16 protein-coding genes are annotated in these 16,102 nt (G+C 41.4%); 15 read left to right on the top strand and 1 reads right to left on the bottom strand.

From position 1 onward, the window contains the following. Positions 1-214 precede the first annotated feature (214 nt). The 4 genes from BIZ38_RS11565 (at position 215) to rluB (ending at position 2,964) form a co-directional block, all read left to right on the top strand. Positions 215-646, top strand: coding sequence for an exonuclease III (locus tag BIZ38_RS11565; RefSeq protein WP_187490314.1), 432 nt, complete (start codon positions 215-217; stop codon positions 644-646). 206 nt (positions 647-852) lie between these two features. Continuing rightward, positions 853-1,374 (top strand): EF-hand domain-containing protein, encoded by a 522-nt coding sequence (locus BIZ38_RS11560; RefSeq protein ID WP_138600085.1) that lies wholly within the window; start codon positions 853-855, stop codon positions 1,372-1,374. Positions 1,375-1,504: 130 nt separating this feature from the next. Next, on the top strand, positions 1,505-2,095 hold the full coding sequence (gene scpB / locus BIZ38_RS11555; RefSeq protein ID WP_054552968.1) for an SMC-Scp complex subunit ScpB: 591 nt from the start codon (positions 1,505-1,507) through the stop codon (positions 2,093-2,095). Further along, positions 2,092-2,964: a 23S rRNA pseudouridine(2605) synthase RluB gene (gene rluB, locus BIZ38_RS11550; protein WP_055198703.1), complete on the top strand. Its 873-nt coding sequence runs from the start codon at positions 2,092-2,094 to the stop codon at positions 2,962-2,964. The genes scpB and rluB overlap by 4 nt, the downstream gene beginning before the upstream one ends. 95 nt (positions 2,965-3,059) lie before the next feature. Here the strand turns inward: rluB and ald are convergent, their stop codons facing one another. After that, positions 3,060-4,181, bottom strand: a complete 1,122-nt coding sequence (gene ald / locus BIZ38_RS11545) for an alanine dehydrogenase (RefSeq protein ID WP_054552970.1) — start codon at positions 4,179-4,181, stop codon at positions 3,060-3,062. 142 nt (positions 4,182-4,323) lie between these two features. Here ald and lrp point away from each other — a divergent pair, with 142 nt between their 5' ends. From lrp to BIZ38_RS11490, 11 genes are all read left to right on the top strand, one after another. Further along, on the top strand, positions 4,324-4,803 hold the full coding sequence (gene lrp / locus BIZ38_RS11540) for a leucine-responsive transcriptional regulator Lrp (RefSeq protein WP_054552971.1): 480 nt from the start codon (positions 4,324-4,326) through the stop codon (positions 4,801-4,803). 141 nt (positions 4,804-4,944) lie between these two features. Continuing rightward, on the top strand, positions 4,945-7,437 hold the full coding sequence (locus BIZ38_RS11535; protein WP_138615744.1) for a DNA translocase FtsK: 2,493 nt from the start codon (positions 4,945-4,947) through the stop codon (positions 7,435-7,437). Then, on the top strand, positions 7,437-8,063 hold the full coding sequence (gene lolA / locus BIZ38_RS11530; RefSeq protein WP_187490313.1) for an outer membrane lipoprotein chaperone LolA: 627 nt from the start codon (positions 7,437-7,439) through the stop codon (positions 8,061-8,063). The genes BIZ38_RS11535 and lolA overlap by 1 nt, the downstream gene beginning before the upstream one ends. Before the next feature lie 3 nt (positions 8,064-8,066). Then, positions 8,067-9,404, top strand: coding sequence for a replication-associated recombination protein A (locus BIZ38_RS11525; protein WP_187490312.1), 1,338 nt, complete (start codon positions 8,067-8,069; stop codon positions 9,402-9,404). After that, positions 9,397-9,783, top strand: coding sequence for a fluoride efflux transporter CrcB (gene crcB / locus BIZ38_RS11520; RefSeq protein ID WP_082389253.1), 387 nt, complete (start codon positions 9,397-9,399; stop codon positions 9,781-9,783). Before BIZ38_RS11525 ends, crcB begins: the two co-directional genes overlap by 8 nt. Positions 9,784-9,792: 9 nt before the next feature. Next, positions 9,793-11,097 carry a serine--tRNA ligase gene (gene serS / locus BIZ38_RS11515; RefSeq protein ID WP_054552975.1) on the top strand — a complete coding sequence of 435 codons (1,305 nt, stop codon included), beginning with the start codon at positions 9,793-9,795 and terminating at the stop codon, positions 11,095-11,097. Positions 11,098-11,272: 175 nt separating this feature from the next. Further along, positions 11,273-12,817 (top strand): arylsulfatase, encoded by a 1,545-nt coding sequence (locus BIZ38_RS11510; protein WP_187490311.1) that lies wholly within the window; start codon positions 11,273-11,275, stop codon positions 12,815-12,817. 165 nt (positions 12,818-12,982) lie between these two features. Continuing rightward, positions 12,983-14,305 (top strand): ABC1 kinase family protein, encoded by a 1,323-nt coding sequence (locus BIZ38_RS11505; RefSeq protein ID WP_187490310.1) that lies wholly within the window; start codon positions 12,983-12,985, stop codon positions 14,303-14,305. Positions 14,306-14,515: 210 nt separating this feature from the next. Continuing rightward, on the top strand, positions 14,516-14,956 hold the full coding sequence (locus BIZ38_RS11500) for a hypothetical protein (protein WP_187490309.1): 441 nt from the start codon (positions 14,516-14,518) through the stop codon (positions 14,954-14,956). A gap of 210 nt (positions 14,957-15,166) precedes the next feature. Beyond that, complete coding sequence (locus BIZ38_RS11495) at positions 15,167-15,337, top strand: hypothetical protein (protein ID WP_187490308.1); 171 nt, start codon at positions 15,167-15,169, stop codon at positions 15,335-15,337. Positions 15,338-15,455: 118 nt separating this feature from the next. After that, positions 15,456-15,932, top strand: a complete 477-nt coding sequence (locus BIZ38_RS11490) for a hypothetical protein (RefSeq protein WP_187490307.1) — start codon at positions 15,456-15,458, stop codon at positions 15,930-15,932. Positions 15,933-16,102 lie beyond the last annotated feature (170 nt).

Genomic DNA, 16,102 nt, shown 5'->3' with positions numbered 1-16,102 from the left:
TAGCGCAATTCTATCATCAAACTAGGGCTTATTCATGAGCTAATTACGAAAATCAAATTGGGTAAATGTTGATCAATTGCTGCTTAATTTAAAAACATTGTTAACTCACTATTAATTATTAAATTAAATAAATAATTCAGTTGATCTGCTTATTTTTGTTTATATAATGCGCGCAAACCACCCGTTCATATTATGTACTATTTAAAGGTAAACCATGAAAAAACAATTAGTGATGCTTTCTCTTGCATGTATCTCATTTGGCTCATTAGCAAGCAACCCGCACTACTTTTCAGCTGATAACAGTATTGAATCGAAGTTATGTAGCTTAAGTGCAAACGAAGGGTTTACCGCTGCACGTAAAGAAGCAGCAAAGCATGGCATTTCAATGTCACGTTTTTCAAAAAGCATTTTATGTAACGGTACTGACATTCGTGAAATTGCAAAAAAAGCACAATCACAAGAAGTAGTAAAAGCAGCGGTTGAAGTGTTTGCTAAAAATGAGCAAAAAGAAACTCAACTTTGCATCACTGCACTTAAAAAAGGTTTAACACCTGTGCGTGAAAAAATTGGCAACTTAAACACGTTAAAATGTAATGGCGAAGCAGTAACAGACTTCGTTAAGCGTTACCAAAACGCAGCTATCTAATAACGGCATTTTTGTTATTTGTAAAAAGCGCTCTTCGGAGCGCTTTTTTTATGAAAAAATTACAGCAACCTATGAAAAGCTTGCTAAATCATAGGCTTAACAGTAACTTAACTAGATTGTAAGTGCTTGATTTTAGTCAATAAGGCATTTTGGCATTCAACTTGAAATAGTCTAATTGAATCTAATCGACTACAAGGAAATGTCTTATGAAAAAGTTAACTTTAGCATCTACAATTTTAGCAGCACTAAGTCTTTCAGCATGTTCTGCAAGTAACTCTTTAGCAAAAATCGACAGCGATTTTGGCAGTCTAGATAATGACAATGACGGCTATATCTCTAAGGTAGAAGCTGACGATGATGCAATTTGGGAGCATTTTTCAAACATCGATACCAATATGGACGAGCAAATCAGCCGTACTGAATTTAATGCATACATGCAATTAAATACAGGCAAGGTGGCAGCTGATAGTGAGGTATCTGAATCAGCATTTAAAGCTGAAATCGCTAAATTTGACCCAATCGAAAATGATTTTAAATCGTTAGATAACGACAAAAATGGTTATGTTTCAATTGAAGAAGCCGATGACGACGATATCGCAAATCACTTTGGCTATATGGATAGCAACAAAGATAAGCGTATAAGCCGCACTGAGTTTGTTAATTACATTAGCAAATATGGCAGCGACGTTGCCGAAGATGATGCCCTTGAAATGGTTAAAAATAGCTAATTTCAAAATTCATTCGTAAATATCCCCCAAAGCCAGTGTTTTACACTGGCTTTTTTACAATAATTTTTCCAACCTTGGCCGACTTCTGTCATAATAGAGCGTTAGTGATTTAAAATGACCTTTAGTAGCAATGGCCACAAAACGTATCAGTGATGAACAGTTAGTCGAAATCATAGAAGCCGCGATTTTTGTTGCTGGAAAACCTGTGTCTAAACGTCATTTAAAAGAGACAGTATTAGCTGATTTAAGCGTATCTATGCCGCGCATTAATAATGCAATTGAACAAATTCAAACGCATTATCAAACCCGAGGCATTAAGCTTGTTGCAGTAGGCAGCGGTTACAGGTTTCAAGCCTGCGCTAGTTTAGCGCCTTGGCTGGCAAACTTATGGCAAGAGCGCGCACCTAAATACTCACGAGCACTACTAGAAACGTTATCCTTGATTGCCTATAGACAACCTATTACCCGTGGTGAAATTGAACAAGTACGGGGGGTTGCTGTTGGCTCAGGAATAATTAAAACCTTATTAGAAAGAGAGTGGGTTAGGGTTGTTGGCCATAAAGAGGTGCCTGGACGCCCAGCGTTGTATGCCACAACATCCGCTTTCTTAGATTATTTTTCATTAGCTGGTTTAGATGAATTACCGCCGTTACCTGAACTTCAGGAGAGTAAAATCAACCAGTTATTGAGCGATCCTTCTGTGAGAGAACTATCTGAATGAGTAATGTAGAAACTGAAAAGTTACAAAAAGTATTAGCCCGTGCTGGAGTGGGTTCACGTCGTGAAATGGAAAAATACATCGATGCCAACCGTGTGAGCGTAAATGGTAAAGTGGCACGTTTAGGCGACCGTGTTGAAGCAACCGATGTAATTCGCGTTGACGGGCACGTAGTAAAAATTGAAGACAAAGCCGACCGTATTTGTCGTGTGCTTATGTATAACAAACCAGAAGGTGAGTTATGTACGCGTAAAGACCCAGAAGGTCGTCGTACGGTATTTGACCGTTTACCACGTGTTGATGGCGAACGCTGGATTGCAGTTGGCCGATTAGATATTAATACCGCAGGTTTAATGCTGTTTACTAACGACGGTGAACTTGCTAACCGTTTAATGCACCCAAGCTACGAAGTAGAGCGTGAGTACTCAGCTCGTGTGTTTGGTGAAGTGACTAACGAAACGCTACGCACTCTAACAAAAGGCGTTGAGCTTGAAGATGGTCCTGCGAAATTCTTAAACATCAAACCTATGGGTGGTGAAGGTATCAACCGTTGGTTCAATGTGACTTTAACAGAAGGTCGTAACCGCGAAGTACGTCGTTTATGGCAATCACAAGATGTTGAAGTATCGCGTCTTATCCGTATTCGTTACGGTAAGTTAGAGCTTGATAAGCGCTTGCCACAAGGTGGTTGGGCTGAACTTGATTTAGACACGGTTAACTATTTACGCAAAACAGTACAACTAGGCCGCGAAACGCAAACTAAGCTGTCGGTTATTCCTGAAAAGCGTAAAGACAAACGTGCAAAAATTAACCAAATCCGTAAGGCGGTTAAAAAGCACAATCAACGCGCTAAACAAACTAAGCGTCGTTAATCAGAAATATAATTGTTTGCAGATAAACTAATTTATTTGCAAACAGGCATAAAAAAAGCAGCGATTTCGCTGCTTTTTTTGTTTCACAATGCTAATTAAGCATTTTCAACTGCTGTACGTGGGTCAACATATTCCATGTTGAAAGCTTCAGCTACTTCTTTATAAGTAACTTGGCCTTTGATTACGTTTAAGCCTTTTAAGAAGTTAGCATCGTCAAGAAGCGCTTTCTTATAACCTTTGTTAGCAAGGTTGATGATGAACGGTAATGTTGCATTGTTAAGTGCGAACGTAGAAGTACGTGGAACAGCACCTGGCATGTTAGCAACACAGTAGTGAACAACGTCATCAACAATGTAAGTAGGATCAGCGTGAGTTGTCGCCTTAGAAGTTGCGATACAACCACCTTGGTCGATTGCAACGTCAACGATTGCAGAACCAGGCTTCATTGCTTTGATGTGCTCAGCTGTCACTAGTTTAGGCGCTGCTGCACCTGGGATTAGTACGCCACCGATCACAAGGTCAGCTTCTAGTACGTGTTTTTCTAGTGCGTCAGCAGTAGAGTAGATAGCTTTAACTTTATTACCGAACTGTGCGTCTAATGCACGTAGTACGTCGATGTTACGGTCAAGAACAACAACATCAGCACCTAGGCCAACAGCCATTTGCGCTGCGCTACGACCAACCATGCCGCCGCCGATAACAACAACTTTAGCTGGCTCAACACCTGGTACACCACCAAGTAACATACCACGACCGTGGTTTGATTTTTCAAGCGCTTGTGCACCAGCTTGAATAGACATACGACCAGCAACTTCACTCATAGGAGCAAGAAGAGGTAAACCGCCACGTGAATCAGTTACTGTTTCGTAAGCGATACACACTGCGCCACTTTTAACTAGGTCTTCAGTTTGTGGAAGATCCGGTGCTAAGTGAAGGTAAGTAAATAGAATTTGGTCTTCGCGTAACATTGCACGCTCAACAGCTTGTGGCTCTTTTACTTTAACGATCATTTCAGCTTTAGCAAAAACGTCTGCTGCTGTTGGTAAAATTTCAGCACCAGCTGCAACATAATCTTCGTTAGTGAAGCCAATGCCCATACCAGCATCAGTTTCAACAAACACTTGGTGGCCATGGTTTACTAGTTCACGAACACTCGCAGGAACCATACCTACACGGTATTCATGGTTTTTGATTTCTTTAGGTACACCAATAATCATAGTTTTTCGCCTTAATAGAACGGGATAAAATTTTTGACTATTATATTCATGACCAGCCAGTGTGTCTCACCTTTTTTAAGTGGTATTCTAGTGATATAATCTAAAAATATATTTTAAACAGTGCAAAACTCTGGTTTGGCTTATGCATCAATTACTCGACAGAATAGACCGTAAAATTTTAATGGAATTACAGCTCGATGGTCGGATCTCTAACGTAGAGCTGGCAAGGCGTGTAGGACTAAGTGCCACCCCTTGTTTGGAGCGGGTAAAAAAGCTCGAAAGAGAGGGGTATATACTTGGATATAAAGCAGTAGTGGATCCTGCTAAGCTTGGCCAAGGTTTGTCGGTTTATGTAGAAGTAACCATCACTAAAACCTCACCAGATGTTTTCGAAGAATTTAACGCTGCAGTTAAAAAGCACGACGAAATAATTGAGTGCCATCTAGTGTCGGGTAATTTCGACTTTCTATTAAAAACACGTGTAAATGATATGTCGGAATATCGAAATGTACTGGGTGATATTCTACTAAAACTACCAAATGTTAGTGAAAGCCGAACTTATGTGGTAATGGAAGAAGTAAAAGGTGAAGAAGGGGTCATTATTCGCCCATATATTGCCTAAACTGTTAAAATACACATTGAGTAACAAAAACTTGTTCATTATCAGTCCATCAAGGCTAAGATAAAGTGCATCAAACGGCATTTCCTGCTAAGGTATTTCACTGCTAATCGATCAGTAAAGAATAATAAGGAATAGGGAGCTATGCGCCTAAATGGTGTTCAAAGACTGTTAGAAACGGGGCTAATCATCAGCACCTTTGCTGCAGTATTTATTTTATGTGCATTAATCAGTTTTGATCCTGCGGACCCTTCATGGTCGCAAACCGGTGAATTTGTTAATGTTAAGAATATTACCGGCACAGCGGGAGCTTGGGTTGCAGATATCCTATTACTCACTTTTGGCTGGCTTGCTTATTTAGTGCCTGTTGCTATTCAATTGTTCGGTTATTTATTGTTTAAACAGCCACACCGTATTTTCCAGCTTGATTACACCACGCTTGCCTTACGTGTTATTGGTTTTGCGTTGTTTATTACTTCAGCGACAGCTATCAGCAGCATTAATTTTGATGATATTTATAACTTCTCATCTGGTGGGGTAGTGGGGGATGTTATTGCGACAGCAATGATGCCTACCTTTAATTTTACCGGCACCTCAATTTTACTACTGTGTTTTTTCTTTGCTGGTTTAACCCTATTAACCGGTATTTCGTGGGTGCAATTTGTCGATTTTGTCGGCAAGTGGGTAATGAAAGCATTCTACTTTTTACGTGAGCAATTTTCTGCTTGGTTACATCGTGAAAAAGAAGCCGTTAAAGATATTGCCACTACAGAGCCAGACGCTAACTTTGTAGAGCCAGAAAACGAGCCAGCAATTAGCTTTAATGATGCAGATGAAGAAGAATCAAAGCCTACTAAGCCTAAGCAAAAGCCTGCTGAAAAAGCCGATGATGATTTTAAAGGCTTTGATGAACTAGACGATATTCTTGACCAAGAAATTGGTTTTAGTGCCCTTGATGATGAATCATTCGATACCGTATCGGCACTGAATGCGCTTGATCAGAGCCCAGTTGTTGAGCCAGAAAAACCTGTTACAACGGTTGTTTCGCCTGCGCGCCCTATGCCTAAACCAAAACCTGCGTATCAGCCACCGCCAACGGCAAAAGAAAAGTTCGAAGCACTGCTTGAAGAGCAGCCGCCTGCAAACCCGTTACCGTCTCTTGATTTATTAGACCGCCCAGACAAAGCGAAAAACCCATTATCTCAAGAAGAGCTTGATGGTATTTCGCGTCTAGTTGAAACCAAACTACTTGATTTTAACATTCAAGCTGCGGTTGTGGGCGTGTACCCAGGTCCGGTTGTAACGCGTTTTGAGCTTGATTTAGCGCCGGGTATTAAAGTAGCTAAAATCACTGGCCTAGCGAAAGATTTAGCACGTTCACTGTCTGCTGTAAGTGTACGTGTGGTAGAAGTTATTCCGGGTAAAACTTATGTTGGTTTAGAGCTGCCTAACAAACACCGTGAAATTGTGCGCTTAAGTGAAGTTATTAACGCGCCTAAGTTCGAATCAAACCCATCACCACTGACTATGGTGTTAGGTAAAGACATTGCTGGCGAGCCGGTATGTGCTGATCTTGGCAAAATGCCACATTTACTTGTTGCGGGTACCACAGGTTCAGGTAAGTCAGTGGGCGTTAATGTAATGATATTAAGCTTACTGTACAAATCGGGCCCTGATGATGTTCGTATGATCATGATTGACCCGAAAATGCTTGAACTTTCTGTGTACGAAGGCATCCCACATTTATTATGTGAAGTTGTGACCGACATGAAAGAAGCAGCCAATGCATTGCGTTGGTGTGTAGGCGAAATGGAACGTCGTTATAAGCTGATGTCGGCACTTGGGGTGCGTAACTTAAAAGGTTACAACCAAAAAGTGTTGGATGCCAAAGAAGCGGGTCAACCGATTCTAGATCCACTGTTTAAAGACACCGACGGCATGGCCGATGGCCCTGAAGAGCTAGATAAACTGCCAAGTATTGTGGTGGTTATTGACGAATTTGCCGACATGATGATGATCGTGGGTAAAAAAGTGGAAGAGCTGATTGCACGTATCGCGCAAAAAGCCCGTGCTGCAGGTATTCACTTAGTGCTAGCAACACAACGCCCATCGGTTGATGTAATTACCGGTTTGATTAAAGCGAATATTCCAACCCGTATGGCGTTCCAAGTTTCAAGTAAAATTGACTCGCGTACCATTTTAGATCAGCAAGGCGCTGAAAACTTACTTGGTATGGGTGACATGCTTTACTTACCGCCGGGTACCAGTGTGCCAGTGCGTGTGCATGGTGCGTTTGTTGACGACCACGAAGTACATGCGGTTGTAGACGATTGGAAAAAACGTGGCAAACCAAATTATATTGATGAAATTTTAAGTGGCGATGCCACAGAAGAAATTTTACTACCAGGAGAAACCAGTGAAGACGGTGATGAAGAGTCAGATCCGCTTTACGATGAAGCAGTATCATTTGTCATTGAAACCGGCAAAGTGTCGGTATCGAGTGTACAGCGTAAGCTTCGTGTAGGTTATAACCGCGCAGCACGCTTAGTTGAACAAATGGAAACATCAGGCATTGTTAGCGCACCAGGACACAACGGTGCCCGCGAAGTCTTAGTGCCAAATGGTGGAGCAAATTAATGAAAAAAATTAAATACCTAGCCCTAATTGTGGGCTGTTTATTAAGCGGTCAAAGTTTTGCTGACGACAGCGAAGCGTTGCAACAACAACTGGCTGCGATTAAAAGTTTTAAAGCTGAGTTTTCACAGCAAGTGACGGATTCACAAGGTGAAGCTATCATGCAAGGTGAGGGGAATATTGCCCTTCAGCAACCTATGATGATCCGCTGGCAACAGCAAAGCCCAGACGATACCTTGTTTGTATCTAATGGCGACAAAACGTATTACTTCGACAGCTTTGCTGAGCAAGTAACGATTATGAATACTCACAGCCTGATTGATTCAACACCGTTTGTATTGTTGACCTCAAAAGATCCAGAGCAGTGGGCTAAATACCAAGTTGTGGCAACGGATGCAGGCTTTAGCGTCACGCCAAACAAAGGCGTTGAGAGCCAAGTTGAAAAGTTAGACATTCGCTTTAACGCTCAAGAGCAAGGCCTAGCATCACTGACTGTATTAGATACCTCAGGTCAGCAGTCTTTATTTACCTTTAAAGATGCCAAGGTAAACGAAGCACTTGCAACTCAAACCTTTGAATTTACCATTCCAGAAGGCGTTGAAGTTGACGACCAAAGCCAAGGTGATTAAGGCTTGAGTAATCTCGGATTTAATTTTGGTCCTGATGTGCGCCCACTTGCGGCGCGCATGCGACCCGAAACACTCAATGACTACATAGGTCAGCAGCACCTTTTAAGCCCAGATAAACCTCTTTACCAAGCGATTCTTGCAGGTCGATGCCACAGCCTCATTTTGTGGGGACCGCCAGGCGTTGGTAAAACCACGTTAGCGCAGATTATTGCAAACCATGCCGATGCCAGCCTTATTCAAATGTCGGCAGTCACAGCAGGTGTAAAAGACATTCGTGAGGCCGTAAGCGAAGCAAAAGCAAACCTTGCTGGTCGAGGACAGCGCACCTTATTGTTTGTTGACGAAGTGCATCGTTTTAATAAATCTCAGCAAGATGCATTTTTACCGCATATCGAAGACGGTACTTTTATTTTTGTTGGCGCAACCACCGAAAACCCATCATTTGCACTTAATAACGCGATACTGTCTCGTGCTCGTGTGTACGTATTAAAAGCACTTGAACAAGCCGATTTATTTAACGTAATTGAGCGAGCCTTACGTGAAGACGTAGAGCTCAGCCAAAAACACATTGAAATTGCCGAAAACGCTAAGCAAGCGCTTTGCCAAGCAAGTGATGGCGATGCGCGTAAAGTGCTTAACCTGTTAGAACAAGCCGTCGATTTAACCACGGAGCAGCAGGGTAAATACCTTGTTGAACAACATGTGTTAAGCCAAGTTTTACCAACTCACTTAGCCAAATACGACAAAGGCGGCGATGAGTTTTACGACTTGATTTCAGCGTTTCATAAGTCAGTGCGAGGTAGTTCACCTGATGGCGCCTTATATTGGTACTGCCGCATTTTAGCAGGGGGCGGCGACCCACTTTATGTGGCTAGGCGCTTATTAGCGATTGCTACAGAAGATATTGGCAATGCTGACCCGCGAGCCATGGAAGTCGCACTCAATGCGTGGGATATTTTTCAACGTGTTGGCCCAAGTGAAGGTGAGCGTGCTATTGCACAAGCCACCATATACTTAGCCAGTGCCCCGAAAAGTAACGCAGTTTATATGGCGTTTAATCAAGCTATGCAAGATGCTAAAAATGAGCCGAGCCATCCGGTGCCAGAGCATCTACGCAATGCGCCAACTAGCTTAATGAAAGACTTAGGTTATGGCGCTGAATATCGGTATGCACATAATGAGGAAGGTGCGTTTGCAGCAGGGGAAAAGTATTTCCCAGAGGCAATTCATGATCGCCTGTATTACTTCCCAACCGACCGCGGGCTTGAACAAAAAATAAAACAAAAGCTGGAATATTTAACCAAGCGCAACGAGCAAAGTGATATTAAACGTTATGAATAGTTTGAAACTTTACATGATGATTGCAATGGGTGGCGCTTCAGGGGCATGTTTACGCTATTTTCTTAGCGAAACCATGCTAAAACTGCTCGGTAGGGGATTCCCTTTTGGCACGTTGACAGTTAATATTCTTGGTTCATTGTTAATGGGCATTTTATACGGCTTGATTGAAAAAGAAATAATCGCTGTTAGCCCCGCTAAAACCTTAATTGGTATTGGCTTTTTAGGTGCATTGACCACCTTTTCAACATTCTCAATGGATTCGTTGTTGCTCTTGCAACAAGGTCACTTTTTTAAAATGGCCCTCAATATCACCTTAAACGTGGTGGTGTGTATATTTATGGCTTGGCTGGGCCTTCAGCTGGTAATGCAAAAAGGTTAAAAATCGAACATGTTAGATTCTAAATATTTACGTCAAGATATCGAACAAGCGGCTGCACGTTTAGCATCACGCGGTTACGAACTTGATACTGCAGCGGTAACTGCACTTGAAGAAAAACGCAAAACATTACAAGTAAAAACGCAAGAACTTCAAAGCGAGCGTAATGCAAGTTCCAAAGCTATCGGCCAAGCAAAAGCGAAAGGCGAGCACGAAAAAGCACAACAGCTGCTTGATTCAGTCAGTAACCTTGGCGATCAACTAGACAGCGTAAAAGCAGAGCAAGACGCAGTACTTGAAGAGCTTAAGCAAATTGCACTTGCTATTCCAAACTTACCTGATGAGTCTGTTCCTGTAGGTGAAGACGAAGATCAAAACGTTGAAATTTCAACCTGGGGTACGCCTAAGTCATACGACTTTGAAGTAAAAGATCACGTTGATGTTGGTCAAGACGTAAACGGCCTAGACTTTGAAATGGGCGTTAAAATCAGTGGCGCGCGTTTCACTGTTATGCGTGGTCAAGTTGCACGTATGCACCGTGCTCTTACGCAGTTCATGCTTGATACGCACACAGAGCAAAACGGCTATACAGAAATGTATGTGCCTTACCTTGTTAATAGCGCAAGCTTATACGGGACAAGCCAATTACCTAAGTTTGCTGGTGACTTATTTCACACTTTAGGTTTAGTGGATGACGACGGTCAGCAACAACCAGGTTTTAGCTTAATTCCTACAGCTGAAGTACCGCTTACGAATAGTGCTCGTGACGAAATTTACGATGAAAGCGACTTACCAATTCGTTTAACAGCGCATACGCCTTGTTTCCGTAGTGAAGCAGGTAGCTATGGCCGTGATACACGTGGTCTTATTCGTCAGCACCAATTCGACAAAGTTGAATTAGTACAACTAGTAAAACCAGAAGACTCAATGCAAGCGCTAGAAGAGCTAACAGGTCACGCTGAGCAAATCTTACAAGCATTAGAACTTCCATACCGTAAAGTGATTTTATGTACGGGTGATATGGGCTTTGGTGCAGCAAAAACTTATGATTTAGAAGTATGGTTACCTGCACAAAACACCTATCGTGAAATCTCATCATGTTCAAACATGGTTGATTTCCAAGCGCGTCGTATGCAAGCGCGTTTCCGTCGTCAAGGTGAGAAAAAGCCAGAGCTACTTCATACATTAAATGGTTCAGGTTTAGCAGTTGGTCGTACACTGGTAGCAATCTTAGAGAACTATCAACAAGCAGACGGCTCGATTGTTGTACCAGAAGTATTGCGCCCTTACATGGGTGGCTTAGAAGTTATTAAATAACGTTTAAGTTCATAACGTTTTAAAAACCGTATTTTGATCAGAAAATACGGTTTTTTTATGCCTAGCATTAATAATAATTGCGGTACACAGTATTTTTAGTAGACTAAAAAAAGTACTACAAGTTTAAAAACTAAACTACATAGTATTTTATTAAAATACACGAAGGACTGCTGTTATGAAAAGACTACTCGCCGTAGCATCCGCTGCTTTATATTTAGCAAGCTCTGTCGCTTTTGCTAAAGACAAACCCAATATTCTAATTATATTCCCCGATGATGTTGGCTGGCAAAATGTAAGTGCTTATGGACTTGGTACCATGGGTTATAAAACGCCAAACATCGATAAACTCGCCCACGAAGGGGCAATGTTTACCGATCATTACGCGCAACCATCGTGTACTGCAGGGCGCGCTGCACTTATTACAGGTCAATATCCAATTCGTAGTGGCATGACTACAGTGGGCCGACCAGGCGCAGAGCTTGGTTTAAAAGCAGGCTCTTATACCCTTGCAGAGGTTTTAAAAGAGCAGGGTTATGCAACGGGGCAGTTTGGTAAAAATCACTTAGGTGATCGCAACGAGCACTTACCAACCGTGCATGGCTTTGATGAGTTTTTCGGAAATTTATACCATTTAAATACCCAAGAAGAATTCGAGCAACGAGACTACCCAAAAGATCCTGAATTCTTCAAAAAGTATGGTACGCGAGGTGTTTTACACACTTACGCAACTAATGTAGATGACAAAACTGTTGACCCACGTTTTGGCAAAGTGGGTAAACAAAAAATTGAAGATACTGGCCAGCTTTCTCGTGAGCGTATGAAAACCGTTGATAAAGAGTTTATGGACGCAAGCATAGACTTTATTAAACGAGCGAAAAAAGCAGATAAACCTTTCTTTGTTTGGTTTAACCCAAGCCGAATGCATATGTACACGCGTTTAAGTGATGAGAGCCGTTATTTAGCAGAAGAATACACCACAGAGCATGATTTATACGGCAGTGGTCTGATTGAACATGATCAACAAGTGGGCGAGTTAATGGCTGCACTAGATGATATGGGTGTGCTTGATAACACTATTGTTGTTTATTCTACAGATAATGGCCCGGAGCACAGTGCTCGATTACATGGTGGTACAACACCGTTTCGCGGTGAGAAAATGACGACCTATGAAGGTGGTCTACGTGTGCCTATGATTGTTCGCTGGCCAGGTAAAGTACCTGCAAATACAGTATTAAACGGTATTCAATCGCACATGGATATTTACACAACGCTAGCTGCAGCAGCAGGTGAACCAAATATCGCGAAAAAAGCACTGAAAGAGCATAAGCAACCGATTGACGGCGTAAATAACCTGAATTACTGGCTTGGCAAAACTGACCAAAGCGCCCGTGATCACTTTTTCTACTATTACGAATCAAGTATAAAAGCGATTCGCTACAAGCAATGGAAGCTGCACTTTGAAACGAGCGAAAATTATTATGCTCCTTATGAAAAGCAAAAGTTCCCAATTTTCTATAACATACGTATGGATCCGTTTGAAAGCTTTGATGGTTTAACCGACCGCTCAGACATAGTGCAAGCTAAACAATGGCTAAATGAGCCCGTACAACACTTACTTGGTGAGCATATTCAGTCATTATCAAAATATCCACCACTACAAAAAGCGGCTAGCTTCGACTTTAGTCAGTTAATGGAACAGTTGATGTCTGGTAAGCAATAACACTCAATAAAGCGATTCATTGACTTGCTTTTAAATAAATAGCCGCATCGGGAAGCCATGCGGCTTTTTACTTTTGGCGAAAAGGCTGGATATAGTAAGCTCAAAGTGGATCTAAACCAGAACAATCAACGTATTCAAAGCATTAAGTTAATAGTGTGAAGCAATATGAGTAATAAACAAAAGTCTGTTCCAACATCACGGTTTTCACGCGCTGCTCGGCTTGGCTCTTTAGCTGGTAAAGTCGCGGGTAATATGCTGTTTGAAGGCACAAAAGCATGGGCGACGGGCAAGCAAACATCACGACAAGAGTTACTGTTACAGCCCCAAAATATTCGGCGCTTTGCAGAGCAGCTAGCAAATTTGCGTGGCGCAGCAATGAAATTGGGGCAGCTGTTATCCATGGATAGTGGTGAATTACTCACTCCTGAACTATCTGCAATTTTAGCAAGGCTGCGTGCTGAAGCGACAGCTATGCCGCAAAAGCAGCTAGTTAAAGTAATGCGTGAGCATTGGGGTGATGCGTGGTTAGAGCAATTATCGCATTTTGAACTTAGACCATTTGCTGCGGCATCAATAGGGCAAGTGCATATTGCTTATCGAGAATCGGGCGAAAAGTTAGCAGTTAAAGTGCAATACCCAGGTATTGCAAAAGGCATTGCCAGTGATGTTGATAACTTAGCTTACCTTCTGAAGCTCAGTGGCTTATTACCCAAAGAGGTAGAAATACAGCCTCTTATCGATGAAGCAAAACAACAGCTTATAAACGAAGCTGACTACGAATTAGAAGCTAATTTTTTGAAACGCTACAGAGAGTGTTTAAAGGGTGACGACAATTACCTTATACCAAATGTGGTAGATTCGCTTAGTTCTTCTCAAGTTTTAGTCATGAGCTTTGTTGAGGGACAAGAGCTAGATGAACTGGCAAACACAGAGCAAGCGCTACGTAATAAAGCGGTTGAACAGTTACTCAGCCTATTTTTACGTGAATTATTTAGCTTTAAACTAGTTCAAACAGATCCAAACTTTGCTAATTATCAATATCAAATCGACAATCAACGCTTAGTACTTTTAGATTTTGGCGCTACCCGCGAACTACCTCAGCATATTAGTGATGGTTACTTACAGTTATTATCTGGTGCGATTAGTAACGACAGAGCAGGCGTTGCAACAGCAGCACAGCAAATCGGCTATTTTCAACAAGGGCTTGCTCAAGAATACATAGATAATGTCGTTGATATATTTCTCCTCGCCTGCGAGCCACTGCGCCACCAAGGAGAGTATGACTTTGCAAATAGCGACTTGCCAAAACGCATTAAAGAACTCGGCCTAAAAATGAGTACCGCCTCAGAGCATTGGCACGCACCGCCAGTAGATGCCTTGTTCGTTCACAGAAAACTAGCAGGCCTGTTTTTAATCGCTGCAAAGCTAGGCGCAAAAGTGAATGTGAACAGTATTTTTAAGGAGTTTGAAGTACAGATGGATAAGTAATTGAACGGGAGTTTGGGGTAACTTATTTATGGCCCAAGATGTGCGACTAGCGCATTTTCTTTTTTCTGAATATCTTTAGTACCAATAAAAATTAGAGTTGGCGATGCCTTAAGTTATTTGTTACTAATAGACTTATTAATACATGCGCGTAACGTCGGCAGAAAGATGCGGCACGAGCGCACTATAAAATTGTTATATACCAAGGGAAATATGGTTCAACATTCTAACTCTGTTCAAATAATGGCTTATATTTGTGGAGTCATACTTTTGCCTGTTTATGCACTAGGTCCTTTATCTATGATTTACTTATCAAGCAATAGAATTGCGGATGGTGATTGGCAAACTTTAACTTTTTTATTTTTCTTATGTAGCGCTTTGGTTTATTTTTGTGGCAAATATTTTTTTCTATTGGTTCGTTTCCTTCGGAGTTTAAAGTTTAGTTTTACGTTCGATTCTAAAGGAATCGTTCTATGTAAAAACGGGCAATCATCATTCCATGCTTGGAGTGATTTAAAAAACTCGAAAGAATATGCTAATTGCCAAATGTATTGTTTAGTCGACTCAAATGGAGAGCACTTATTTTCTATTTGGGAGTATGCTGACAACTACCAAGAATTCCGAGATGCGGCTCTGGTACATATTGCTATATAGCATGTCAATTATGTGTGGGACGTCTAAAGTTTGGCTGGCGCTCATTCCTCGCTATAATTTTAGCCTGTTTAATCCGCCCATTATGCGGGCTTTGACTCTAATAGGTCGGTGATGGATACACCAATTGAAGATGAATTAAAATCTATTTGTATTTAGATAGTTAACCAAGACTGCTCAACTCATCAATGGCTTGAAATAGAGTCGAGCGATATGTTTCAGTCTCCATCGTTTGTTGGTGGCTTTGACGCTGATGAAGTGGAGTTTTGCTTTAGTTATTTCGTTGAGAATCGCACTGAATTTTGGTTTCAGTTTACTTTAGACCAAGCAAAATCAATTTCAAAAGGTGAAAGCGTTAAGTTGTCTGGCTTAAAATCTGAATAAAAGTACATAACAAATGCCCAAACCAAAGGACGCAAAATAGCAGGCTTGTGCTTCTTCGTCGCCAATTTTAGCCTGCTATTTTGTGCCGTTTACGGCAAGCGATATATTGCAGGGAGCTATGCGTAATCTAATCATTATTTTAGTCGCTTCAGCACTAATATCTTGCGTTGGAATTCCTGCTGAAATTTTAAAATCCAAATCAGCTGAGTATCAATTTCCTATTCTGCCTAGTACCGAAAGTACAATCGTATATCTAATATCTCCTGTTGCATACCAAGATCCGAGTGCGTACCAACAAGTAAAAGTTAACGACATTAATAGTAAGCTATATTTTGGAGCCTACAGTTCAATTATATTAGCCGAAGATGCAACTATACAATATCGCTTCAATCACAATTCAAACTTGGTTGATGCTGGTCAATGGAATCAACTTAAAATAGCAGCTAATAAAAATGAGCTATTTTATGTATTAAAGAATGGTTTATTTACTCAAGTATCTAAAGAGCAAGCTGTCGCTCACATTGTAACCATTGAATATCGGTATTGTGAATATAAACCAAAGCCTTGTGAGCCAATGGTTTACAAGGCAATATAACAATCGCATTGAGGGTGGGCGCAAAAGCTTGGCTGCGCTCATTCTTCGTTTAGTATAGCCAAGCTTTATTTCGCCACTTATGCGGGCGTTGGTATGACTCCCACAGTCAAGTTAAACGCACTGATCCTTGCCTAACTTTTTAAGCCATAATTTCTTCAGCTCGAATTAGA

The sequence above is a fragment of the Pseudoalteromonas sp. BZK2 genome (genome assembly GCF_014349195.1).
Classification (GTDB): Bacteria; Pseudomonadota; Gammaproteobacteria; order Enterobacterales; family Alteromonadaceae; genus Pseudoalteromonas; species Pseudoalteromonas simplex.
The sequence above is the reverse complement of the archived record's forward strand: the minus strand, read 5'-3'. Positions and strand labels throughout refer to the sequence as shown.

What these genes read in the sequence shown, in the direction of transcription:
- BIZ38_RS11490 (WP_187490307.1), top strand. Translation starts at nt 15,456, where the DNA reads ATGCGTAATCTAATCATTATTTTAGTCGCTTCAGCACTAATATCTTGC.
- lolA (WP_187490313.1), top strand. Translation starts at nt 7,437, where the DNA reads ATGAAAAAAATTAAATACCTAGCCCTAATTGTGGGCTGTTTATTAAGC.
- BIZ38_RS11510 (WP_187490311.1), top strand. Translation starts at nt 11,273, where the DNA reads ATGAAAAGACTACTCGCCGTAGCATCCGCTGCTTTATATTTAGCAAGC.
- BIZ38_RS11500 (WP_187490309.1), top strand. Translation starts at nt 14,516, where the DNA reads ATGGTTCAACATTCTAACTCTGTTCAAATAATGGCTTATATTTGTGGA.
- BIZ38_RS11495 (WP_187490308.1), top strand. Translation starts at nt 15,167, where the DNA reads ATGTTTCAGTCTCCATCGTTTGTTGGTGGCTTTGACGCTGATGAAGTG.
- lrp (WP_054552971.1), top strand. Translation starts at nt 4,324, where the DNA reads ATGCATCAATTACTCGACAGAATAGACCGTAAAATTTTAATGGAATTA.
- BIZ38_RS11505 (WP_187490310.1), top strand. Translation starts at nt 12,983, where the DNA reads ATGAGTAATAAACAAAAGTCTGTTCCAACATCACGGTTTTCACGCGCT.
- scpB (WP_054552968.1), top strand. Translation starts at nt 1,505, where the DNA reads ATGGCCACAAAACGTATCAGTGATGAACAGTTAGTCGAAATCATAGAA.
- crcB (WP_082389253.1), top strand. Translation starts at nt 9,397, where the DNA reads ATGAATAGTTTGAAACTTTACATGATGATTGCAATGGGTGGCGCTTCA.
- BIZ38_RS11535 (WP_138615744.1), top strand. Translation starts at nt 4,945, where the DNA reads ATGCGCCTAAATGGTGTTCAAAGACTGTTAGAAACGGGGCTAATCATC.
- BIZ38_RS11560 (WP_138600085.1), top strand. Translation starts at nt 853, where the DNA reads ATGAAAAAGTTAACTTTAGCATCTACAATTTTAGCAGCACTAAGTCTT.
- rluB (WP_055198703.1), top strand. Translation starts at nt 2,092, where the DNA reads ATGAGTAATGTAGAAACTGAAAAGTTACAAAAAGTATTAGCCCGTGCT.
- BIZ38_RS11565 (WP_187490314.1), top strand. Translation starts at nt 215, where the DNA reads ATGAAAAAACAATTAGTGATGCTTTCTCTTGCATGTATCTCATTTGGC.
- serS (WP_054552975.1), top strand. Translation starts at nt 9,793, where the DNA reads ATGTTAGATTCTAAATATTTACGTCAAGATATCGAACAAGCGGCTGCA.
- ald (WP_054552970.1), bottom strand. Translation starts at nt 4,181, where the DNA reads ATGATTATTGGTGTACCTAAAGAAATCAAAAACCATGAATACCGTGTA.